General features: G+C 64.0%; 21 protein-coding genes. 5 read left to right on the top strand and 16 right to left on the bottom strand.

The window, feature by feature from the left end; translation table 11 throughout:
• Positions 1–103: 103 nt before the first annotated feature.
• Positions 104–1,783: a methyl-accepting chemotaxis protein gene (locus TSO5_RS20190; protein WP_146203815.1), complete on the bottom strand. Its 1,680-nt coding sequence runs from the start codon at positions 1,781–1,783 to the stop codon at positions 104–106.
• Positions 1,784–2,379: 596 nt separating this feature from the next.
• On the bottom strand, positions 2,380–2,952 hold the full coding sequence (locus tag TSO5_RS20185; protein WP_109153224.1) for a recombinase family protein: 573 nt from the start codon (positions 2,950–2,952) through the stop codon (positions 2,380–2,382).
• A 256-nt stretch (positions 2,953–3,208) separates the two neighbouring features.
• On the opposite strand from TSO5_RS20185, the gene TSO5_RS20180 reads away from it, so the two are divergent.
• Positions 3,209–4,891 (top strand): IS1182 family transposase, encoded by a 1,683-nt coding sequence (locus TSO5_RS20180; protein WP_109153223.1) that lies wholly within the window; start codon positions 3,209–3,211, stop codon positions 4,889–4,891.
• 222 nt (positions 4,892–5,113) lie between these two features.
• On the opposite strand, the gene TSO5_RS20175 is transcribed toward TSO5_RS20180, so the two are convergent.
• The gene (locus TSO5_RS20175) at positions 5,114–6,043 is read right to left on the bottom strand and encodes an AEC family transporter (protein WP_109153222.1); all 930 of its coding nucleotides are present in this window, start codon (positions 6,041–6,043) and stop codon (positions 5,114–5,116) included.
• A 321-nt stretch (positions 6,044–6,364) separates the two neighbouring features.
• Positions 6,365–7,006, bottom strand: coding sequence for a LysE family translocator (locus TSO5_RS20165; RefSeq protein WP_109153237.1), 642 nt, complete (start codon positions 7,004–7,006; stop codon positions 6,365–6,367).
• A 279-nt stretch (positions 7,007–7,285) separates the two neighbouring features.
• Here TSO5_RS20165 and TSO5_RS20160 point away from each other — a divergent pair, with 279 nt between their 5' ends.
• Positions 7,286–8,176, top strand: coding sequence for a LysR family transcriptional regulator (locus tag TSO5_RS20160; RefSeq protein WP_109153236.1), 891 nt, complete (start codon positions 7,286–7,288; stop codon positions 8,174–8,176).
• A 100-nt stretch (positions 8,177–8,276) separates the two neighbouring features.
• Here the strand turns inward: TSO5_RS20160 and TSO5_RS20155 are convergent, their stop codons facing one another.
• The 4 genes from TSO5_RS20155 to TSO5_RS20140 all read right to left on the bottom strand — a co-directional run bounded on the left by TSO5_RS20155 (position 8,277) and on the right by TSO5_RS20140 (position 11,897).
• Positions 8,277–8,855 (bottom strand): peroxidase-related enzyme, encoded by a 579-nt coding sequence (locus tag TSO5_RS20155; protein ID WP_109153220.1) that lies wholly within the window; start codon positions 8,853–8,855, stop codon positions 8,277–8,279.
• Positions 8,856–9,025: 170 nt separating this feature from the next.
• Entirely contained in the window at positions 9,026–10,018 is a 993-nt protein-coding gene (locus TSO5_RS20150; RefSeq protein WP_109153219.1) for an MDR family oxidoreductase, read from the bottom strand.
• 33 nt (positions 10,019–10,051) lie between these two features.
• Positions 10,052–10,693 (bottom strand): TetR/AcrR family transcriptional regulator, encoded by a 642-nt coding sequence (locus tag TSO5_RS20145; protein WP_109153218.1) that lies wholly within the window; start codon positions 10,691–10,693, stop codon positions 10,052–10,054.
• A 307-nt stretch (positions 10,694–11,000) separates the two neighbouring features.
• The gene (locus tag TSO5_RS20140; RefSeq protein ID WP_109153235.1) at positions 11,001–11,897 is read right to left on the bottom strand and encodes a LysR substrate-binding domain-containing protein; all 897 of its coding nucleotides are present in this window, start codon (positions 11,895–11,897) and stop codon (positions 11,001–11,003) included.
• 118 nt (positions 11,898–12,015) lie between these two features.
• On the opposite strand from TSO5_RS20140, the gene TSO5_RS20135 reads away from it, so the two are divergent.
• Positions 12,016–12,270: a hypothetical protein gene (locus TSO5_RS20135; RefSeq protein WP_247870842.1), complete on the top strand. Its 255-nt coding sequence runs from the start codon at positions 12,016–12,018 to the stop codon at positions 12,268–12,270.
• A gap of 70 nt (positions 12,271–12,340) precedes the next feature.
• Here the strand turns inward: TSO5_RS20135 and TSO5_RS20130 are convergent, their stop codons facing one another.
• The 8 genes from TSO5_RS20130 to TSO5_RS20095 form a co-directional block, all read right to left on the bottom strand.
• On the bottom strand, positions 12,341–15,343 hold the full coding sequence (locus TSO5_RS20130) for a Tn3 family transposase (protein ID WP_109153217.1): 3,003 nt from the start codon (positions 15,341–15,343) through the stop codon (positions 12,341–12,343).
• A complete protein-coding gene (locus TSO5_RS20125; RefSeq protein WP_098736704.1) occupies positions 15,343–15,900 on the bottom strand; it encodes a recombinase family protein in 558 nt (185 codons plus the stop codon). Before TSO5_RS20125 ends, TSO5_RS20130 begins: the two co-directional genes overlap by 1 nt.
• Before the next feature lie 520 nt (positions 15,901–16,420).
• Positions 16,421–17,191, bottom strand: a complete 771-nt coding sequence (locus TSO5_RS20120; protein ID WP_109153216.1) for a YkgJ family cysteine cluster protein — start codon at positions 17,189–17,191, stop codon at positions 16,421–16,423.
• Positions 17,192–17,204: 13 nt separating this feature from the next.
• Positions 17,205–17,678, bottom strand: a complete 474-nt coding sequence (locus TSO5_RS20115; RefSeq protein ID WP_109153215.1) for a YchJ family metal-binding protein — start codon at positions 17,676–17,678, stop codon at positions 17,205–17,207.
• Between the two features lie 184 nt (positions 17,679–17,862).
• Complete coding sequence (locus TSO5_RS20110) at positions 17,863–18,489, bottom strand: SCO family protein (RefSeq protein ID WP_109153214.1); 627 nt, start codon at positions 18,487–18,489, stop codon at positions 17,863–17,865.
• Positions 18,490–18,496: 7 nt separating this feature from the next.
• Positions 18,497–18,952: a copper chaperone PCu(A)C gene (locus TSO5_RS20105; RefSeq protein WP_109153213.1), complete on the bottom strand. Its 456-nt coding sequence runs from the start codon at positions 18,950–18,952 to the stop codon at positions 18,497–18,499.
• A 67-nt stretch (positions 18,953–19,019) separates the two neighbouring features.
• Complete coding sequence (locus TSO5_RS20100) at positions 19,020–19,658, bottom strand: DsbA family protein (RefSeq protein ID WP_109153212.1); 639 nt, start codon at positions 19,656–19,658, stop codon at positions 19,020–19,022.
• A gap of 127 nt (positions 19,659–19,785) precedes the next feature.
• Positions 19,786–20,229: a hypothetical protein gene (locus TSO5_RS20095; RefSeq protein ID WP_109153211.1), complete on the bottom strand. Its 444-nt coding sequence runs from the start codon at positions 20,227–20,229 to the stop codon at positions 19,786–19,788.
• 5 nt (positions 20,230–20,234) lie between these two features.
• On the opposite strand from TSO5_RS20095, the gene lnt reads away from it, so the two are divergent.
• Together lnt and TSO5_RS20085 are read left to right on the top strand one after the other, a co-directional pair.
• A complete protein-coding gene (lnt, locus tag TSO5_RS20090) occupies positions 20,235–21,905 on the top strand; it encodes an apolipoprotein N-acyltransferase (RefSeq protein ID WP_199230952.1) in 1,671 nt (556 codons plus the stop codon).
• Positions 21,906–21,998: 93 nt separating this feature from the next.
• Positions 21,999–22,427, top strand: a complete 429-nt coding sequence (locus TSO5_RS20085; RefSeq protein WP_109153210.1) for a helix-turn-helix domain-containing protein — start codon at positions 21,999–22,001, stop codon at positions 22,425–22,427.
• Positions 22,428–22,429: the final 2 nt, after the last annotated feature.

Below are 22,429 nucleotides of genomic sequence, written 5' to 3'. Positions count from 1 at the left end.
TGGATCTTCATCGCCAGCGTCAAACTGCTCTCAAGACGGGTGGCCCGGACATAGCCACAGCCATGCCGATTCCGAGTCCGGCTCTTAGATGTCTCGGATCAGGTCACGCGGCCCTAATCCGGTTGATGAAGGAATCGACCTCAGCTCTGAGATGATCAGCCTCGCGTGACAGCTGGTTGGCTGCGAAGAGAACTTGGGTGGAGGCAGTACCAGCCTCTTCGGCAGCACTGCTTACGCCGACGATATTGGTCGATACCTCCTGCGTTCCTTGTGCCGCCTGCTGCACATTTCGTCCAATTTCTTTGGTTGCTGCCGATTGTTCCTCAACGGCAGCAGCAATGGTACTGGAGATCTCATTCACCTGCGTGATGGTTCGGCTGATGTTGCGGATCGCCTCTACTGCGCCACTGGTCTGAGACTGGATCCCGGAAATCTGTGTTGAGATTTCTTCGGTCGCCTTGGCCGTCTGATTGGCCAACTGCTTGACTTCGCTTGCCACCACGGCAAAGCCCTTGCCCGCTTCGCCAGCCCGCGCCGCCTCGATGGTGGCATTCAGCGCCAGCAGGTTCGTCTGGCTGGCGATTTGCTGGATCAAGCTCACAACATCACCAATCCGTTGGGCCGCTGAGGCAAGCCCCACAACAGTTGCATTCGTTTGCTCTGCCTCGGCCACCGCGGTTTGCGACATGCGCGACGAGTCGGTCACCTGACGGCTGATCTCCGAGATCGAACTACCCAGTTCCTCGGAAGCCGAGGCAACGGTTTGGACATTGGCCGACGCTTGCTCGGTTGCCACGGCTACGGCGGTGGACTGCCGAGCCGTTTCCTCAGCAATGGCTGACATGCTCTGGGCGTTCGATTGCAGTTGGGTTGCTGCCGACGACACACCTTGGATAACGCTCAATACGCTGGCTTCAAATTGGTCGGCCAAAGCCAGCATGGCAGCTTTGCGTTCTCGCTCGGCCCGCGCCTTCTGCTCGGCTGCCTCAGCTTCCATCCGCCGCATCTCCAGGCCGTTGTCCTTGAACACCTGAACGGTCTTGACCATCAGCCCGATCTCATCGGCCCGGGTGCTTCCTTCGACTTGGATCGAAAAGTCGCCTTTTGCCAGCACGTTCATGACGGAAACCATCCGCCTCAAGGGACCGGTTACCTGAGTGCGGATGATCCAAATTGCCAAAGAAAACAAAAGGATGGTTCCGACTACGGTGCCAGCGAGAGTGCGAGCAAATGAGCTCTCATACAGGGTCTTGGCGGCGCTTGCGGAAGAAGCAAGGTCGTCTTGCTGGTCTTTAACCAGAGTGTCCAACGCTGCGTTGCAGCTATCATAGTACTCAGTGATGATGTTCAATAGGGTTCTGGCGTCATTGTCCTGGTTCAACGCCACGAATTTCCGAACATCCCTGAGTGTGGCGCGGTAGTTGTTTGCCGCATCATTTGCGCTGTCGAAGGTTGCCTGCGATCGTTCGATGAACCTATCAAGTTCTTTCATAATCTGATCGAACTCGGAAAACTCGGCATCTGCTTCACGGAATTGCTGTGCAATTTCGTTTGGCTCTTCCGCAACAACAGCCTCATAGGTTAGCTGATGAGCGCGCGCAAGTTTCTCCTTGGCTGTGGCAGCCAAGTACAGAGATTTTGCATCGTCGGTTGCCATGGTTTGTGTCGTGGCCGCGACGGTGCCGAGTGAATCAAGAGAAACGGCTGCGACCCCCGCAACCAAAATGGTGAACAACGCCATGCTGCTCAGAATTTTTGATGAGATCGAAAGGCGAGTAAGCACGGAAGAACTCCGTCGAGTGTTGGTTTGTTGGTGTTCATGCGTCCGGCTTCGATAAGGCTAGGGTCGCGCTATATCACGAACACAATTATATCCATTATAGTACTAAGGATTTTCAGGTCTGTTAATGAGGACTAAGGTAAGTCCCTTAGAGACGGTCTCCAGGACCCTCCTTCGATGATCCCCCTGCGGAAACCTGCTGATCTGCCGCCGGTTTTCTGTACTTTCGGCACAAAGAGGCGGGCATGGGACCGACCGTTGTGGATCCGGTGGCGGGGACTGTCGACCGGATCAAGGACCGGCGTCCCAGCCCTGGGCGTCCGCCGAAGCCCACTGCGGAGGTCATCGAAACGGTTCGCTTCCTCCTGCATGAGGGCGTCCAGTGGCGCGAGCTCCACAGCTCAGGCTCCGCAAGGATCGATGGATCGTCGAGCACGGATGCGCTTGGCTGCTTGCAAATAAACGCCTGGATCAATGGCAGGATCGGTTGTGGCGCATCATCCTCGCCCTGCTCACCGCGGTGACCATCTTCATCATCGCAAACCGAATCACTGCATTCTGAAAACCGCACCTAAGGCAGAACGGACAAAGAACCCCGTTCAGAGATCAGCATCCTCGCTTCCGTTTACGCCAAGAGCTGCATAGAGCGCGGTCTTTCCGACCTTGATCCGCGCAGCGGCTTCACGAACCGTAAGGCCTTGGCCGAGGAGCGCCTTTGCCCGGCGTAGCTTGTCCTCGGTCACCACTGGCGTGCGCCCGCCCTTCCGGCCACGGGCAACGGCAGCGACCAAACCGGCACGGGTCCGTTCCCGGATGAGGTCACGCTCGAATTGGCCGAGAGCGCCGAAGATGTGGAATACCAGCCGGCCGCCGGGTGTGGTCGTGTCGATCGCTTCGGTCAGCGACCGAAAGCCGACGCCACGGGCCTCCAGCATGTTCACGGTCTCAATCAGGTGCGGCAGCGATCGGCCGAGACGGTCCAGCTTCCAGACCACCAGACTGTCGCCGGCCCGTGCGAAGGCGATGGCCGCCGCCAGCCCAGGTCGATCAGCCTTGGCTCCGGATGCTTGATCCTGAAAGACTCGTTCGCAGTCCGCCTTGGCCAAGGCGTCGAGTTGCAGAGCCGGATCCTGATCAGCGGTCGAAACTCTGGCATAGCCGATGTTCGCCACCGCCCGCTCCGTTTGTCCGGAAACCCGTCCGACAAACTATGTGTCCGGAAAGCCGTCGTCAACGCGGGTTGACGGACACTTCGGCGGTTGGCCATCAAAGGGCCGGATACTGTTGGCGAATCATTTGAAACGAATTCACCTGGGATTTTGTTGAGGTTTAGCCGCATACCGCCGCGTCACGGACTAGGCGGCACAGGCTGTGAGACGGCGTCAGGGAGCAACGGTTGACGGAGGTGAAGTGATCGGAGATTACGCCATGTCGCTCCACGCTCAGCCATCTGTCCCGTCTATCCCCCCGATCCCGGAAGAAACCGCCCGTGTCGCCCACGCCGCCTTTCCGAGGGGAAATCCTTATCTGACACTACGCGATGATCTCGGTCCGGCCTTTGTGGACAAGGACTTCGATGACCTCTATCCCAAACGCGGCCGGCCGACCTATCCCCCCTGGCGACTGGCGCTGGTGACGCTCCTGCAGTTCCGCGAGGGGCTGAGCGACCGCCAAGCGGCTGAGGCGGTGCGGGCGCGCATCGACTGGAAGTACCTGCTCGGCCTGGATCTGACCGACGCGGGCTTCGATCACAGCGTCCTGACCGAGTTCCGCGGTCGGCTGCTGGCCGGGGGTGCCGAGGAACGCCTCCTGGAGCGGGTGCTCGATGCCGGCCGGACGCAGGGCCTGCTCAAGGCCCGCGGGCGACAACGGACGGACTCGACCCATGTGCTCGCCGCTGTCCGGGAACTGAACCGATTGGAACTCCTCGGCGAGACGTTGCGCGCGGCACTCAACGCCCTTGCGGCCATGGCCCCCGCGTGGCTGCGCGGTGTGGCGCTCCCGGTTTGGTATGAACGCTACAGCCGGCGGATCGAGGACTTCAGGTTGCCAAAGACGCCGGCCGAGCGGACGGCCCTCGCTGATGAGATCGGCGATGACGGCTTTCGGCTTCTTGCCGCACTGGACGGCCCGGAAGCGCCACCGGGGGTGGCGGCCATGCCGACTGTCGAGGCGCTCCGAACGGTCTGGCGCCGCCATTTCGAGAAGACGCCGGATCGCAGCGATCCATCGGGAGCCGGCCGGGCAAGATTGCGGCTTGTAAACGGGCGAGGTGGCGAGGACAGGCTGGAATCCCCCTACGACACCGACGCCCGGTACCGCAGCAAGAGCGGCATGGAGTGGACCGGCTACATGGTCCACCTCAGCGAGACCTGCGATGACGACGCGCCGCGCTTGATCGTGCATGCAGACACCACTGCGGCCAACGTTCACGAAGCCACGCGGACAGAGCCGATCCATATGGCCTTGGCGGCCAAGGGGATCCCGCCTGCGCTCCATCTGGTGGATTCGGCCTACGTCAGCGCGGCCCACCTCGTGACAGCCCGGGAGGTGTTCGCAATCGACCTCGTCGGCCCACCCCGGAAGAACCTGAGTTGGCAGCAGCGCCAGGGCGGCAGCTTCCGCGCCGCCGATTTCCGGATCGACTGGGAAGCGAGCCGCGCCATCTGCCCAAGCGACAAACAAAGTCAGAGTTGGCGCGCTTACAGGGACAAGTCGGGGAGCCCCTACGTCAAGATCCGGTTCAATCCCGCCGACTGTCGGGCCTGCGAGGCGCGCGCGCAATGCACCCGAGCGACCGGTGAGAAGTGGGGGCGCAATCTCAGGCTACGCCCGCGCGACGAGCACGAGGCGTTGGCGGCCGCCCGAGCCCGGAAGGAGACAGACAGCGAACAGCCACTCTACGCCTTGCGTCAGGGAGTTGAAGGCACCTTGTCACAAGCGGTACGCGGCTTCGGGCTACGACGTGCCCGGTACAGGGGCATCGCTAAGGCCCATCTTCAGCACGTGGCCATTGCGGCGGCCCTCAACCTCGACCGGATCGCCGCTTGGCTGCGAGGGCGGCCACTCGCCCCGACCCGCCGCTCCCGCTTTGCCACACTGGCCGCTTAACCAACCGACCCTGCCTTATTCGTGTACAGTTTCCTGCTCAATTCGTTTCAAATGATTCGCCAACAGTATCGGGCCGTTTGACGGACACGACCTTCACGCTTCCGCTGTTGGCGCAAAGCGGACGGACTTACCGTCTGAGGATCAACTCCGTCCCAAACCGGTGTTACAGAACGGGACGCTGTATTGTGAGTTGGATCTCCAGGAGGGCAAATAGCGAGAGCGTCAAACCGCTACCCAGCTCGTGATACCAACCAGAACCAGAGGGATCGCCACCAGAGCGAGGACGGTCTGCGTCGCGGTGATGCCCGCCATAAGGGGAGCGTCGCCGCCGAGTTGCCGCGCCAGAATGTAGGCGGAGGAAGCCGTCGGAAGACCTTGGAAGAGTAATGCCGTTGTTAGGGCAGGTCCCTTCAGTCCGATCAGCATGGCCGCGAAAACGGTGGCGACGGGCATCGCCAGGAACTTCATGACGGACGACGAGGCAACCGGGCCGATCCACTGTCGTGCGGTGCTGAACTCCAATGCGGCCCCGACACAAAGAAGACCGAGCGGTAGCGAAGCGGCGCCCATCGTCCGCATGGCCGGATCGAGCCCCGGCGGGACGCCCAACGTGAGCGTCTGGAACACGATGCCGCCGAGGGACGCCATCACCAACGGGTTCGTCACAAGCTGCTTGAGGATACCGCGGCCGCTCAGCTTCGCCGAACCGTGCCGGGCGAACACCAGCACGCACAGGATGTTGACCGTCGGGACGATCGCCGCGTTGCAGATCGCCGCAAGCGCGATGCCTTTCGCGCCGAACATCCCGGCGGCGAGGGTCACGCCGACGTAGTTGTTGAAGCGCACGCTCCCCTGAAACACCGAGGTGAAGGCCGGGCCGTCCACCTTCATCAGCGGACGCAAGAGGATGACTAGGGCGGCGACGACGACCGTCGACAGGATTAGCGTCAGGGCAAGTTCGCCGACGGGCAGCGAATCCAGGCGCGCGGTCGCGAGACCGTGGAAGAACAGGCAGGGGAGCAGCACGTAATAGCCGAGCCGCTCGGCTTGGGGCCAGAAGCCCTTGTCGAGGAAGCAGCAATACTGCAGCAGCTTGCCGAGCCCGATCAGCAGAATGATGGGCAGCAGGGCCAGCAGGATATCGTCTGTCATGCCTGCGCTCCCGGAGCCGCAACGATGCGCCGGCCCCCGTCCTCGACGCTCGCGGCGTCTGTGGCGCCGTACAGCCGCCTCATATGGGTAGAGCTCGCCCCGTAGGGCGTGGGGGTGATCGCCGTCGACGGCTTCGACGGCAGGCAGTGGCAGCGCAAGATCAGATCCTCCAAGAGCAAGGCGTCGTTCTCGGCCTCCAGCGGCTCGCCGAACGCGAGCGCCAGCTTGGTCCGCTCCAGCGTGGGAGCGGTTCTCCGCGACGTTCCGTCGGCGCAGGATGGGCCTCTCGGCGCTGCATCGACGAGAGAGCCACTCCCGGAATCAGGTGCGCCGAGGGTCGAAAACCAGTTTGAGGCCGAAGGCGATCAGCACCCCTCCTGTGATGCGGTCCAGCGCACGCACCATGCTAGGACGACGGAGCATCGCCGCCAGTGGCTGGGTGGCCGCGATGAGCGCCGCGAACCAGAGGATACCTTCGACAGCGTGGACGGCGGCGAGCAGGACGGTGAAGGACAGCACGTCGGCCCCGGCCGGGACGAACTGGGGCAGGAAGGTCACGTAGAACACGCCGACCTTGGGGTTCAGGATGTTCGTGACGAAGCCCCGGATCAGCCATCCGCTCGGCGACGCGTCCGGCTTGACGCCCTCGCCCGGATCCATTCCGTCCAGCCCGGAGCGGGCCTTGAGCACCATGCGGCCACCGAGGTAGAGCAGGTAGACCGCTCCCGCCCACCGCAGGGACGTGTAGGCGGCCTCCGATGCGGCCAGAAGAGCGCCCAGGCCGAACGCCGCAACGAGCCCCCATGCGAGGCACCCGGCGCAGATGCCGATGCCCGCGAGGAAGGCCCGCCGGCCGCCTTCGACGGTGGCGGTTCGCAGTACCAGAGCCGTATCCAGCCCCGGCGTCACGGTCACCAACCCGGCCGCCAGGGTGAACGCGATGAGGGCTTCTACGGTCGTCAACTCGAACTCCTCGCAACGAAGATGCCGCAAGCCTACGGCCCATCCCGACAGGGCCCCGTCACCTCGGAGAACCGCCTCCAAGGCCACAAGGTCTCTCATCGAGCGATGACGAGCGGATGTTTATCCGCTCTGATGAAGGAGGAAAAATGCTTAATTATCATTATTCCGATGAGATATTCTTATACAACGATGGTGCCCGTCGCTCGCGGGAACCGGGACGACCTGTCGTTCGGGACCGCACGCATCCACAAGGCGCCCCTCCAAGGCAAGGAGCCCGCCATGTCCCTTCGTGCCCTTCGCACTCTACAGGCGATCGCCCGCCACGGCTCGTTCGCCCGCGCCGGCGAAGCCGTTGGACTGACGCAGTCGGCCGTCAGCCTGCAGGTGAAGTCGCTCGAAGAGGAGTTCGGCGCGCAGCTCTTCGACCGGTCGCGCCGGCTGCCGGCCCTCACCGACGCGGGCAGGATCGTTCTGGAAAAATCGCAGGAGGTGCTCGCGCTGTACGACCAGATCGCAACAGCCTTGGGCGATGAGCACTCCCTTGCCGGGCGTCTGAAGGTCGGCGCCATCCAGACCGCCTTGTCCGATGTCCTGCCGGAAGCCCTGGCCGCCCTCAACCGTGCCCATCCGCGCGTTCGTGTCCATGTCGCCGCCGGCATGTCGGCGGAACTGGCCTTGAAGGTTGCCGCGGGAGAACTGGACGCGGCCGTAACGACCGAGCCGGTCCGGCCCCATCCAGCGGATCTGGTCTGGACTCCGCTGTACGAGGACCGCTTCTGGCTGATCGCGCCGTCCGGGAACGATCACCGGAGCCTGCGCGCGCTGCTCTGCGAACTGCCGTTCATCCGCTTCGACAGCCGGGCGTGGGCCGGCCGCATGATCGACCAGGAGCTTCGCCGGATGCGGCTGGACGTCCGGGAGGAGATGGTGCTGGACAGCCAAGAGGCCATCCTGCGCATGGTCGAAAAGGGGCTCGGCGTCGCCGTTGCCCCCCTTTCGGACGAAGTCCGCTCCGGCTTGCCCCTGACCTGCTTGCCGTTCGGCGAGCCTCACATGATCCGGCGCATCGTGCTTCTGGAAAGGCAGGACCAGAGCGGCGGGCGGCTCGCCGCCGCGCTCGCCCGCGTCATAACCGAATCCAAGGCGAACCTGCCTTTGCGCTATCGCTGAGCGGCGGGGCGTGAGGGGCGACGGAACGGAAGCGGAAGCCTCCGTTCCGCGACCGCTCCTGTCGGCCTCGGCCCGCGATGCAGGTTTGTCGTCGGGGCCTCTAGCGGCCCAGCGTGTAGAATTCGTCGTTCGGCCGCATGCTCGTGACATTCGCCAGGCGGTTCGACATTCCGAAGAACGCGGCAATCGCGGAGATGTCCCACACGTCCTCCCGGTCGAAGCCGTGACCGGTCAAGGTGGCGATATCGTCGTCTCCGATCGCGTAAGCCTCGAAGGCGACTTTCATCGCGAAATCCAACATCGCCTTCTGGCGTTCCGTGATGTCGGCCTTGCGGTAGTTGATGGCGACCTGATCGGCGATCAGGGGGTTCTTCGCCCAGATGCGCAGGATGGCGCCGTGGGCGACGACGCAGTACTGGCACTGGTTCGCGTTGCTGGTCGCGACCACGATCATCTCACGCTCGGCCTTGCTCAGATTGCCCGGCTTGTCCATCAGGGCATCATGGTAGGCGAAGAAGGCGCGGAATTCCTCGGGTCGGTGGGCAAGAACCAGGAAGACATTGGGGATGAAGCCGGACTTCTCCTGGACGGCAAGCAGCCGGTCGCGGATGTCCGCCGGCATGTCCGACAGGGCGGGGACGGGAAAGCGGCTGATCGACGTTTGGGCGGTGCTGGTCATGGGACCTGTCTCCGATTGGGGCGTGGCAAAGGCCGGCGGATGAAAGTGAGGACGCGCTTCTTGTCACGCGCAGCGACGCGCTTCGCGGGCGATCTGGCGTGAGGGTCAGGAACGGCTTCGGGCTCGAAATGCCCAGGCGGACCAGACCGGCGATAGCGCCTGGGGACGCTTTACGCCGGCTGTGTCCCAAGCGGGACGATGACACGGCCGCGAATTCGGCCGTCGAGCAAACGCGCGGCCGCGGGGATGACATCCGACATGGCGACCTGCTCCGTCAGCCCCTCCAGCTTGTTCAGATCAAGATCTTCGGACAGGCGTCGCCACGCCTCGATCCGCAGCTCCTTGGGGCACATGACGCTGTCGACGCCGGCCAGGGTCACCCCGCGCAAAATGAAGGGCGCAACGGTCGTGGGCAGCGACATGCCGCCAGCGAGCCCGCAGGCGGCCACCGTGCCGCGGTACTTCATGGCCGAGCAGACATTTGCAAGGACCTGGCCACCCACGACATCCACAGCGCCGGCCCAACGCTCCTTGGCCAGCGGCTTTCCGGGCTCGGTGAATTGCGCGCGATCGAGGACATCCTTCGCTCCCAGCGCCCTGAGGTAGCCCGCTTCTTCCGGGCGGCCGGTCACAGCCACGACGTCGTAGCCGAGCTTCGACAGCACCGCGACGGCAACGCTGCCGACCCCGCCGGCCGCGCCCGTGACGAGGACCTCCCCCTTGTCCGGCCTGACGTCATGCCACTCAAGCGCCATGACGCAGAGCATGGCCGTATAGCCGGCCGTCCCGATGGCCATCGCCTGACGCAACGTGAACGGGCTTTGCAGAGGGACGAGCCAGTCGCCGCTGACCCGCGCCCGTTCCGCGAGGCCGCCCCAATGCTGCTCACCGACGCCCCAGCCGTTGAGAACGACCTTGTCGCCGGCGTTGTAGGCGGGGTGGTCCGAATGCTCGACGACGCCGGCGAAGTCGATGCCCGGGATCATCGGATAGCTCCGGACGACCGGGGCCTTCCCTGTGATGGCCAGAGCATCCTTGTAGTTCAGCGTCGAGTACGCAACGCGGACGGTCACGTCGCCCGGAGGCAGCTGTTGGTCGTCGACGTCGGACAGGCTGGCGCGGATGCCCCCGCCGTCCTTGTCGATCACGATGGCCTGAAACATCGAATTCTCCAGCGAGTTGATTCTATTTGAGGGTCAAAGCCGCAACGCGGCGAAGAACCCACGGGCGAACGCGTCGAGAGGGGCCGGGCTCCGTTCCAGCTTCGCGCGCAGCACGGCGCCTTCCCATCCGATCCAGAAGAACGCGGCGAGATGGTCGCAATCCTCGTGGGCCGCTATTTGGCCAGCCTCCTTCGCCGCCTGGAGACAGCGGGCCGTCCGTGCCTGCCAGTCCAGGAAGACGTCATGCAGCTTTTCGCGAAACGGCTCAGGAAGCGTACCCATCTCCTGGCCAAGGTTGCCCACAAGGCATCCTCGGCGAAAGCCATGCCGGGCCATGCCGGCCTTGGCATCCTCGATGAAATCACGAAGGCGCTCCAGCGGAAGGCGCGCCTCGTTCATGAACCAATGGTCAAGCTTTCTGGCGAAATAGCTTGCGTAGGCCACAATGAGAACGCCGCCGAACTCCTCCTTGCTGCCGAAATAATAATAAAACGATCCCTTCGGCACACCGGCGGCTATTAGGATTTCTTCGATGCCTACTGCGGAAAGGCCCTTCTCCGTCAGTATGGCCACTCCAGTCCTGATGAGTCTTTCTCGTGTGGCTTGGTGAGCCCCATCCTGCTTTGGCGGGCGTCCTCGACGGCGGCGCTCGGGGGGGAGATCGGCTGTGTTCATGCCGGCGAATTTAGACCGATCGTCTATAAAAATGAAAGAGGAAGAAATGCCTTGGGTTTCGACGCGTTGGCATGCCGATGGCCGGAGTGACGGCTACCCTCTTTCCCTCATGCGGTGCTTTGGCGGAAATCTCGGCGGGTGTCCGCCATCATCAGCCCTCCTTAGCTGATGCCAAAGATACAAAAGGGGACGCCGGATATTGGGCTGCTGTTGGTCCGCTTGTGTCGCAAGGTCGACCAGTCAAGGGTCATCGACCATGTCCGCCAATCGGCCGACTGGCGGGCAGAACGGAAGGCCCTCCAAGGGTCTAAGGGGCGGCTTGCGCCAAAAGCCGCGCCAGGGCAAGGAAACCAGCGATGTAGTCGACCCCTTCTTCACCACGGCGGATGCCGAGATTGATGCTTTTGCTGATCCCGTGAGGCCCCAGACGTACGGCGCGAATCGGCAGGTCTGAACCTTCCTCACTCACGAGCCAATCCGGCAGAACAGTGACCCCGCGTCCAGCGGCGACAAGCTGCAGCATCAGGTCGGTTGTCTCTGCTGTCCTGTGGCGGCGCGGCCGGCAATGAGCCGGCACGAGGAAGCGGGTGTAAACGTCGAGCCGCTCAAGACTGACCGGTACGGCTATCAGGTCTTCGCCAAGGAGGTCTTGCGGTAGCGCCACGCCGCGCGCGGCCAAGGGATGCACGTCTGGCACAACTAGGACGAGTTCGTAGTTGAACACCGGCGTGAAGCGAATCTCTGGCAGATCAACCGGATCAGGGGTGATCAAGAGGTCGATCTCGTTGTCCAGCAGCGCGGCGACACCGTCAAAGCGGAAGGCGGTGCGGACGTCGAAATCCACGTCCGGCCACTGCGCGAGGTAGGCAGCCGTCATCCGCATCAGCCATTTCTGGCAGGGATGGCATTCTACTCCCACGCGCAACGCGCCGCGCCGGCCGGAGGCGAAGTCGCCTAGAACCCGCTCAGCGTGCTCGATCTGCGGGAGCACGCGCTGTGCCAATGCCAGCAGATGTTCCCCCGCTTGGGTGAAGCGAAGGCTGCGCCCCTTCTTCATCCAGATCTCGATGCCGGTGCGCTCCTCGAACTTGCGGATCATGTGGCTCAACGCCGACTGGCTGACGTTCAGCCGGTTGGCGGCGGCGGTGACGCTGCCAAGGCGGTCCACTTCCCGAAGGGTCGCAAGAAGCTGGCGATCAAGCATCCATGACTCCTGCTCATTCATCCATGAGAACAAACCATTTTCGCTCATAGTGAGCGGCCATTACTCCTGGATCAATCGCCCATCGACATTGCCGACCAACGCAAGCCTGAGGAATCCCATGTCTCATGCCGGAGCCAGCACCGAGACCGGGCTCACACCCACGAGCCTGTATGAGCATGAGTTGGGCAATGTACTGAGACTGGCCGTCGCGCAGGCGCTCGCTGGCGCGAACGCGGTGGTCGTGTATGCAACGGGCGCCATTGTCGGCAACACGCTCGCGCCCAGCCCGGCTTTGGCGACGCTGCCGATCTCCATCTTCGTGGTGGGGATGGCGGTGGGCACCCTGCCGGCCGGCGCCATCGCCCGGCTTTAGGGGGCCGAGTAGCAGCGGAACAGAAAACCTAGGTAAGGCCGCGGCGGATGCTGGCTGACGGCGTTACCATTCAGGCGTCCTCATAGGCCAAGGCCACCGGACTGCGCAGTGGCCGCAGTTCACCCCGAGCCACTGGCTCGGGCAGGGTGAAGGCGTAACGGCCAAGCATGTTGATGTGCTCATGGGCGAGCGGCGACAGGCGGGCCACGTCCTCGTTGCGAACGTCGAAACCTTCCATTCGCAGTTGGTCAAGCGCGGCGTCCATGTAAATCGTGTTCCACAGGATGATGGCGTTGACGACCAGACCAAGGGCGCCGAGCTGGTCCTCCTGACCTTCCCGGTAGCGCTGACGCAGTTCGCCCCGCTTGCCATGGAAGACGACGCGGGCGAGTTGGTGGCGGCCCTCACCTCGGTTGAGCTGGGTGAGGATGCGGCGGCGATAGGCTTCGTCGTCGATGTAGGCCAGCAGATAGAGCGTCTTGATGATTCGGCCCAGTTCCTCCAGCGCCCGTGCCAGCCGGGTTGGCCGGTCGTTCGTCTGGAGCGTCCGCATCAGCCCGCCGGCCTGCACGAGGCCCAGCTTGAGCGAGCCGGCCAGGCGCAACAGATCGTCCCAATGCTCGGCGATGAGGCCCGTCCTCACCTTGTGCGCGGCCAGCTTGTCGAGGGGGCCGTAGTCGGCCGCCGGATCAGTCCGCCAGAATCGGGCGCCGCCGACATCGGCGATCCGCGGGCTGAACTGGTAGCCGAGCAGCCAAAAGATGCCGAAGATCACGTCCGTGTAGGCGCCGGTGTCGGTCATGATCTCGGTCGGCTCCAGATCGGTCTCCTGTTCCAACACGACGCTCAGCAGCACCAGGCTGTCGCGCAGAGTGCCGGGCACGGTAATGGCGTTCAGGCCGGTGAACTGGTCGGACACGAGGTTATAGTAGGTGACGCCGCGTTCGGAGCCGAAGTACTTCGGGTTGGGGCCGGCGTGGATGGTGCGCACCGGTACCACGAAGCGCAGCCCGTCGGCGGAGGCGACATCGCCGCCGCCCCACCGCCGCGCCAAGTCGATGCCGTTCTGGGCGGCGACAAGGCGGGCATTGGCCAGGGTCAGGGTTTCTGCCCGCAGATAATTCTGCCGAACCCAGCTCAGGCGCGACCGCCGGAGCGCCGGCAGGTCCGGGCGCACCAGCGGTTCCAGGCCGGTGTTGCATGCCTCGGCCAGCAGCATGGCACACAGCGTCGTCGGCAGATCCTGCGCCCGCGCCTCGGCTTCGCTGGCATGGGTGAAGGCGCCAGCGAAGCCGGTCCGGGCATCGATTTCCAGCAGCAATTCCGGTAGATCGACACGCGGCAGGCGCGCTGTCACGGCCTCCCGCAGAGCAACGAGGCTGGCCGGCTCGTCGAGGCGGTCGAGGCCGGTCAGCACCAGGTCCTCGTCGGTGCCATTCCGTTCGAGGCGGATGCCGGCATTTTGAGGAAGGTTGTCGGTCACCGTTCGGAACGCCTGATCGAGCCGCTCGGTCAGTTGATCGATCTCTTCACCCGCATTCTGCGACTTTCCCAGCGTGCGGCAGACGGTTGGCCGCGCGGCCTCCCAAGCGGCGCCGTCGAGCAGGCCGATGCGGGGGTCGGCAAAGCGCAGACTTGGCGTCGCAAACACGTCGCGGCGACGGAGCGCGCCGCGCAGCCGATCGACCAGACACAGGGTCCAGGCGCGCCGGTCAAGGACGCCGTTCCGGATCACCCGGCGTTCCCAAGACTTCGGCACGAACTCCGTGGGCCACGGCGCACCGCGTGCATTGCCCTCCCCAACCGTCCGGAGGTGGTGCAGAGCCTTCAGCACAGGCCGGCCAGTCGGCATGGCGCCCAAGCCGACCACACGCACGAAGTGCGGTAGGAAACGCCGGATGCGGCGGTGCTGCGCCAGAAGTTCGTCGAGATAGGGATCGTCCGGCGGCTTGGTCAGGCTGTCCACTTGAGCCACGGCGGCTTCCAGGGCGGCTTGCGGCACAGCCCCGAAAACGGCGGTTCGCAGATCACTGTCGCCAACATCACCGTCGAGCACCAAAGCACAGACCCTGCTCAGGATGCGGGCGGCAGCGTCAAGGTCGCCCAGGCTGCGCAACCGCGCCTCCCGGCCCTTACGGACGGCATCGACGAACATCCGGGTGACGAGCAGGTCGAACAGGTCGAGCACATCGTCCTGCGCGCTCGCCTCAAGCGTCCGAATGAACGCCAGCAGGGTGGCGGCGCGGCGCTCGTCCGGCAACCGGGCGACCGCCTGGGCCTTGGCGACGCCGGCGAACCGCGCCAAAGACATGATGCGGACTTTCGGCAGATGGCTGGTGAGCGGTAGACCAGCCACGAGGTGCCGTACCTCGTCGAGGCGCTCAATCGCGCGCACCAATTCGTTGGTGCTTTGCAGGGTCGGCCCCGAGCGGAGCCGGTCCATCGGGCTCTGTCGCCCACCCTCCGGCACCACCAGCAGAGCGTCAAGCCGCGCCTTCTGCTCGGGCGTGATCCGGGCCGCCAGCAGGCGCCACAGGCGGCTGTTGGCACGAGACCGCACCCGCGCGACGGTCCGTTCGAGCACGCTCGCCCCCGGCAGCAGCACTTTGTGCGTTACCAGCCAGGCCGTCGCTTGGTCGAACAGGGCCGTCGGCCGGTCTGTCCCCGTCCAGCACAGCGCGTAGAGCCATCGCTGGAGGCGCCATTGCGCGGCGGAGTCCGAAAAATCCCGGTAGCCATAGCGTTTGCGGATTTCAACCGGGTGACGCCAACGCCATTGGCTGGCCCGGTACGCATCGAGCGCTCCGTTGACTGGCACGCCAAGTTGGTCGCCAAGGAAGCCGATGACACCCGGCGGTACCTTGCCTGGATCTTCAAGGAACGTTCCGAGAAACCGCACCGTGCCGAGCTGAACGGCGCAACCAAGCCGCATGTGGGTGCCGCGGTGCGCCAATATGAACACGCGATCTGCGTCATCAAGGTGGAAGAACCGGGCCAACTGCTCGGCAGACACTTCGGCCGGAAACTGGCCGTACCGCCCTTCTTGTTCCGGGGTGAGAAAGCTGACCGGCATCAGGGTCGGTCGGCACCAGCGAGCACCCGATAGACGGACGCGCGCCCGATCCCGAGTCGCTGGGCGATGGCGGTTGGTCCCAGCTTCTCTTCGGTCCGCAAGCGCCAGACCTCCGCCGGGTCGATCGATGGCTTGCGGCCCTTGTAGACTCCCTTGGCCTTGGCGCGCGAGATGCCCTCCATCTGGCGCTCCCGGCGCAGGTTGGTTTCGAACTCGGCGAACACGCCGAGCATGTCGAGAAATGCCTTGCCGGCCGAGGTTGTGGTGTCGATGGGCTGTTCGGTCGCCTTCAGGGCGACCCCCTTGGCGCGCAGCTCATGCACGATGTCCTGGAGATCCTTGATCGAGCGTGCCAGGCGATCGACGCGGGTGACCACCAGCGTGTCACCGGGGCGTAGGAACTGGAGGAGCAAGGCGAGCTCCGACCGGCCGGTACGGGTCGTGCCACTCGCCTTCTCAGAGCGGATGACTTCGCAGCCGGCTTGGCGAAGCGCCTCCTCCTGGATCGCCACGTCCTGATCCAGCGTGGAGGCGCGGGCGTAGCCGTAGATCGCCATGAATCGTCTCGTTTGCTTCTAAACCAGCAAACGGTAACGTCTCACTCAGGCGAAATCCATCCAAATGAGACGCTGAGAATTGTCTCACGACGCCGTATCGTATGGGTATACCCTAAAATTACATTGAGAAGGCGATGACGCTCGCTTGCTGTACGGGTCATCTGGACACTCGGCCGTCATGATATTCATGATAACACCGTAATCATATTCTTGTTGACCGCTGAATATGATATGAATTATATCATTACGGCATGGCGGTGGTAGCGCCTGGCGCGCAGCTGATAGTCGCGCAAGAAAGGGGTCACTACACGAAAGTGATCAGATTGTCCGGGATGCTGAAACAAAAATAGAACTCACGAGGCGAGAGCGATGTGCGTCCTCGGTAATGGATGTTCAGGAAGCAGCGGAACAGAAAACCTAGAAGTCTCTCGAGACGCGGTAGACCATCGTTGTCTCTCAACGCTCACCGTCCAGTGTGAGTGAAGAACATGGTATGGGCGTCGTTCGCCCTGTTAAATGTTCAGCTGCCAAGCCTGCGTCGCGCCAAGCTCTCCATCTCCTTAGCCCATCCGCTGTAGTTGCGGTGGTAGTCGCGCAGCGCCGGATCGCCCTTCGTCCGCTCCGCCATCGCCTGGAACAAGGGAACTTGGGCCGCAGCAATCTCCGCGGCATCTGACCGGCGGGTGGCGATGAGGAAGGAAGACAGGCTGGTGACCAGATTGCCGCCGGTCGGCTTGGCCGCCAGCTTCGCCAACTCATCGACGATCCACGGCATGTATTTCAGTACATAGTCCGCATAGCGCTGGATCACCGGCGCCTGATCGCGCAAGTCACCCCGCTCCCGGTCGAAGTCGCCGCGGTCGACGATGGCGTGGTCGCGGTAGACGACCGGCGCCGCCTCCGACACGTCGCATTGCCAGCCCTTGCGCGGGATCAGCAGGTCGGCCTGATCCTTTTCCTCGCGGTAGGGATAGAAGGGCATGGTGCGGCAGCGCGACGGCTTGTCCTCATGGATGCCGCACAGCCCGTCCTCGCGCAGCTCGGGACAGGGGTAGGAGGTCGGCATATAGGCGGTCGGCACGATCAGCACGGCCACCGTCTTGCGGTTGGGCAGGCGCACCGTGGAGCCCAACCTGGTCGTCAGGTCATAGGAGCGGGCGTTCGAGCGCACCGGCGTCCACACCATGGCCAGCGGGAAACGGCCGGCGTGGGCGACGGCATCGTTCAGTGTCAGCGGCAGCCAACCGTGGCAGCACTTGCCGCAGGCGGTGCAGGAGAAATGCGGTTCCATGGCGGCTCTTCCCTCACTTGCCGCAGCAGGCTTTGTATTTCTTGCCCGACCCGCAGGGGCAGGGCTCGTTGCGTCCGACCTTGATCACCCGGCGCGGTTCCCCCTTCGGGTTCACCTCGCCGCTGACATAGAGCCAGTGCCCGTCCTCCCGGCGGAAGCTCGCCCGCTCGTGGTGGCGCATATCGTTGCCGTCGCGACGGAAATGGATCAGGAACTCCACCGTTCCAACGTCACCCTCCTCGTTGGCGCGCAGGATGTCGAGCCGCTGCCACTCGGACTCGTCCGCCACCCGTTCTGCTTCGCCACGGTTGAAGTCCTCGCGGATTTCCGCAGCATGGGTTCGCTCGACATGCTCCAGGTCGTGGCGGACGAAGGCGGTGTAGCGGGACCGCATCAGGGCTTCAGCGGTCGGTGCCGGCTCCCCGGCAAGGATAGGAGCACAGCACTCTTCGAAGAAACGGCCGGAGCCGCAGGGGCAAGACGACATGATTGGTCCTCGACTGCACGCAATAGGGGATAGACAGCGACCACCAGTGCCACGTAACGGGCAGCCTTTCCGATGGTCACCAACAGCAGGAACACCCAGAAATTCTCCCGGAGGATGCCCTTCTACACGGCACCTCAGCCCTCCGCAAAATGCCTCGGCAATGCCTCCATACACCAACGTTAAGTCAACGGCTTCTGGCTTCTGCAACAAGCAGCCGTTCGATCTTCCGGGCGGCAACCTCCGCTCCCTCATGGATGTCCAGCGTCGAGCGCAGGCGCGACTGCGAGTCGATCAGCAGGATGGTTGCACTGTGGTCCATGCCGTACCCCCCGTCCTGCGGCACCTTGCGGACATAGACGCCAAGCCCCTTCAATGCCGCCGACATCTGATCCGGTGCGCCGGTCACCCCGCGGATACGGGGGTCGAACAGGTCGGTATAGTCGGCCATCACCGCAACGCTGTCGCGCTCCGGATCCACGGTCAGGAACAGCGGCTGGATGGCGTCTCCCCGCGGTCCGAGTGACTGGAGCACACCGGCCAGGTAGGACAGCGAGGTCGGACAGATGTCGGGGCAGTGAGTGAAGCCGAAGACCATGACCGTCGGACGCCCTTGAAGATCATCGGGAACGAACGGACGTCCCTGGTCATCCAGAAGTTGCCAGCGGGCGCCTTCGGCCATCGAGCGACCCGGCACCATCCCGTTGCGGGTCTCTACACTTGCGGGTTGCCGCCAAGCCAGAACATAGACGGCCATGAGGGCAACACCGGCTGCCACCCAGAGGGTGGCGCGGATTCGACGGATCCAGGTCATGGCGCGGTCATTCCGGCCCCATGGCGCCCGCACGCCCGACGGTGACCGGGACGGAAATCGTCCCCGCCTGCTCGAAAGTGACGTTCAGGGTGAAGGACTGGCCCGGCTTCAGGCCGCCTTTCAGATCCATCAGCATCACGTGCGTCCCACCGGGCTTCAACTCCAGCACTCCGGCGGCGGGAACGTTCAGGGAATTTTCCTCCACCATGCGCGAGACGTCGCCTTCCTGCACGGTCTGGTGCGGCATCGCATGTGCGGCGACCGTGGTCTCTAGGGCCAAGATCCGGTCAGGCCGCGCGCTGGCGTTGCGGATGGTGAAATAGACGGCGCCGGTCTTCGCGGAGGGGATGGTCGCACGCGCCCAGGCGCGCTCGACCGAAAGATCGCCGGCGCTCACCGGCGCGGTGCCGGCTAGGCCGGTCAAGCTGAGGACGATGCTGCCAGCCACGAGGATGGTCTTCATGCTCGATGCTCCTGTGAGCAAGTTGAAGGGAGAGGGCAATCGGCCCGCCAGCCGACCTTGGTGCCGTTCAAGGCATCGGCAGCAAGGGTTCCACGGCCTTCCGGAACTCCCCGAACTGCAGGACCCCTTTGTAGGTCTTGCCGCCGATCACGAAGGAAGGCGTGGAGTCGACGCCATGGAACCGCTCGGCCCCCATGCGCGACTGCAGGATGGCGTCCTGCAGGGCTTGGTCGTTCCGGCACTTCTCGAAAGCCGTGCGGGACAGGCCGGCAAGTCCGCCGATCCGTGTGAGCGCTTCCACCGGATCGGTGGCGTGCGCCCAGCCGTCCTGGCTGGAAAAGAGAACCTCCAGCAGGGGAAAGTAGCGTTCAGGCGTCACACAGCGGGCCAGGGTGGCGGCCTCCAGCCCGATGCGGTCGAGAGGGAAGTCCCGGTAGACGATGCGAATCTTTCCGGTGTCGACCAGTTCCCTCTTCACCTGCGGCAGCACCGTGTTGTGGAAGGTGGCGCAATGGTGGCAGGTCAGCGATGCATATTCGATCACCTCGACCGGTGCCTTGGGGTCACCCAGTACACGCTCGTAGAAGACTGGCTGCGGTTGGGCTGGACTGGCCGATGCCTGCGCCGAAGCGTCTCCGGCGAACACCCAAACCGTCAAGGGGGCGGCAAACATAATGGTGGCGCGGACTGCGCGGCTGCAAAGCATGATTCGGATCTTCCGTTTGACGAACGGCGGACGCAGCGGGCGGCAGGCCGTCCGAAAGGCGCTGGGATATCGGGAGAGGCCATGGTGGCCCGGTCCAGGGGTGGGCTGTCGCCCGGAACCCGAACGTTCAGACGGCAGCCCGGATGGGCGGGCGCTGATCGGGAGCGAACGAGCGGCCCTTATCAGGGTCGGACGGTATGGGAAGGAACCGGGCTGCCATGGCGACGGTCGGCGCGGTCACCTTCTGCCAAGCGGGCAGCATCAGGCAGGCTCCGCCATGGCCGCAGGTGAAGACCGGTCCGCCTTCGTTGCGTGCCGCGCCGCCACCGCTGGAGGGGCAGTCCTCCGGACAGCATATTAACGTTGCGCCCCCTGCCACAGCCGGCCACAGGGATGGCCCAGAGAGCGGAAGGGCCAATCCAAACACGAAGCCCAGGAGCAGCAGGACAGGGGTGAGGCGGCGAAATCTGATCATCGCACCGATGATATCCTGCACAGCCGCGTGCGAACAACCGTCAACGGCACGGCGGCGAGCGTGGAAAACATCTTGCTTCTCCAGCGGCTGGAGCATGCACCATGCCTCGCACCGATCATAAGGACCACGGATGGGACGAAGGTGTCGATAGGGGCATTCCGCAAAGGGTCACATTGGAAGCGGTGCTTCGAATGACGCGGGTCATTCGGAGCACCTTCGTCAAGGGTCCGCTGGCGGCACTGCTCGGCGCCCTAACCGTGCTTGCCCTCCCGCCCTTTTCACTCCTGCCCTTTCTCGTGCTGGGCCTTGGCGGTCTGTTTCTCCTGCTTTGCAGAGCCGGACCGGCCGCCGCGGTGCTGACCGGCTGGAGCTTCGGCATGGGTTATTTCATCGCCGGAATTCATTGGATCGGCGAGAGTTTTTTTGTTGACGCCGAACGCTTCGGTTGGATGGCGGCTCCCGCAGTCGGAGGGCTTTCCGCATTCCTGGCGCTGTTCATCGCCATACCCGCTTGGATTTTCGCCCGGTTGCGGTGGGGCGGGGTGGCCGACGCAACGGTCTTTGCCCTGCTGTGGACGGCGTCGGAATGGCTGCGCGGCCATGTGCTGACAGGATTTCCCTGGAATTTGGTCGCCTATGCCTGGGTCGATCATCCGGCTCCCCGGCAGATCGCCGCCGTTTTCGGCAGCTACGGCCTCAGCCTGCTCACCGTGTTCGCCGCCGTGCTGATGCCTCTGTCCCTGCTGGCCACCTCCCGTCGCGACCGGCATTCGGCACGAATGGCAGCCCTCCTCGCCCTGCTGATCCTGGCTGCGGGGGCGCTGCGCCTCCCGCCAGACAGTGGCGAGGACGGGATTGCCCGCGCCGAAGACCTTTCCGGTCCCCTGGTGCGCATCGTGCAAGGCAATATCCCACAGGTTAAGAAATGGCTGCCGGAACAGCGGGCGGCGACCGTCGAGCGTTATCTCGACCTTTCCTCCCGGCCGGGCCGGTATGATCTGCTCCTCTGGCCGGAGACCGCCTATCCCGGCTTCCTGGACGAGGCAGGCGAGATGCTCGCCAGGATCGCCGCGCGCTTGCCTCCCGGCGCTCATCTGCTGGCCGGAACGCCGCGGCGATCCTATGAACCGACCGGTCGCGCGATCTGGAACGCGGTCATCACCGTCAATGACGGTGGCGGCATCGAAGGAGTTTACGACAAGCACCACCTCGTCCCGTTCGGCGAGTATGTCCCCTTGCGTGGGGTGTTGCCGCTGAATCAATTCACAGCCGGATTCGGCGATTTCTCCGCCGGGCCGGGACCGCGAACCCTGCAGGTGGGAGCGCAAACGGTGGGCGTCGCCATCTGCTACGAGGCGATCTTTCCGGGCGAGCTGGTAGACCGCACCCGTCGGCCGGATTGGATCTTCAATCCAACCAACGACGCTTGGTTCGGGACGTCGATCGGTCCCGACCAGCATCTCGCGTCCGCCCGCATGCGGGCTGTCGAGGAGGGATTGCCGATGGTGCGTGCTGCGAACACCGGGATTTCTGCCGTCATCGACGGGTACGGCACCATCAGCGCCAAGCTGCCGCTGAATGAAACCGGGATTGTCGACGCGCGGCTTCCGCCGCCCCTGTCGCCCACTCCCTATGCCCGTTGGGGCGATTTGCTGCTGGTGCCACTTGCACTCGCCGTAGTCTTGTCGTCCGTTCTGGTCGGTGGATGGAAGGGGCGGCTTCGCGCCCGGCCTCCCGCACGACAGCCGTCTCACGGTTCGGGCGCCGCTTGACGGGAACACCGAATCTGCCGCTGGCTTGTACTGGAGTGCCCCCTGAAACTGAGACAGGGTTAAAGTGTTCCGGTTCTCTGCAGGAGAGGACCGATGGGAGAGAAGCGAAGTTTGAAGTTCAAGGTTTCGCTGGTTCGTCGGCTTGAAGCTGGCGAGCGGATAACGGATCTTGAGCGGGAATCCGGCGTATTCCGTGCGCAGATTTACCGCTGGCGCGATGCTTTTGGTCGTGAGGGTGAGGCTGGATTGGAGCGTCGTCCTGGCCGCCGACGCGGCTATCGGCGGTCTCGATCTGCAGAGGGAGGCCCGTCGACGGGTCCGGCGCCGAGCGCGCCTGCGGTGGCAGCATTGGATCAGCTTGCGCCTGATGTGCGGGCCTGGGTATCGGAGCTTGAGCGAACGGTTGCGCGCCAGCAGCTTGAGTTGGATGTTTTCAGCGAAGCCTTGCAGCGTATCGAGGCGTCACGCCGGCCGAAGAGCGCGGCTGGCGAGACGGCGTCTACGCCGCCATCGAGGCGATGACG

The organism is Azospirillum sp. TSO5, assembly GCF_003116065.1.
In the GTDB taxonomy this organism is placed as follows: Bacteria; Pseudomonadota; Alphaproteobacteria; order Azospirillales; family Azospirillaceae; genus Azospirillum.
The sequence above is the reverse complement of the archived record's forward strand: the minus strand, read 5'-3'. Positions and strand labels throughout refer to the sequence as shown.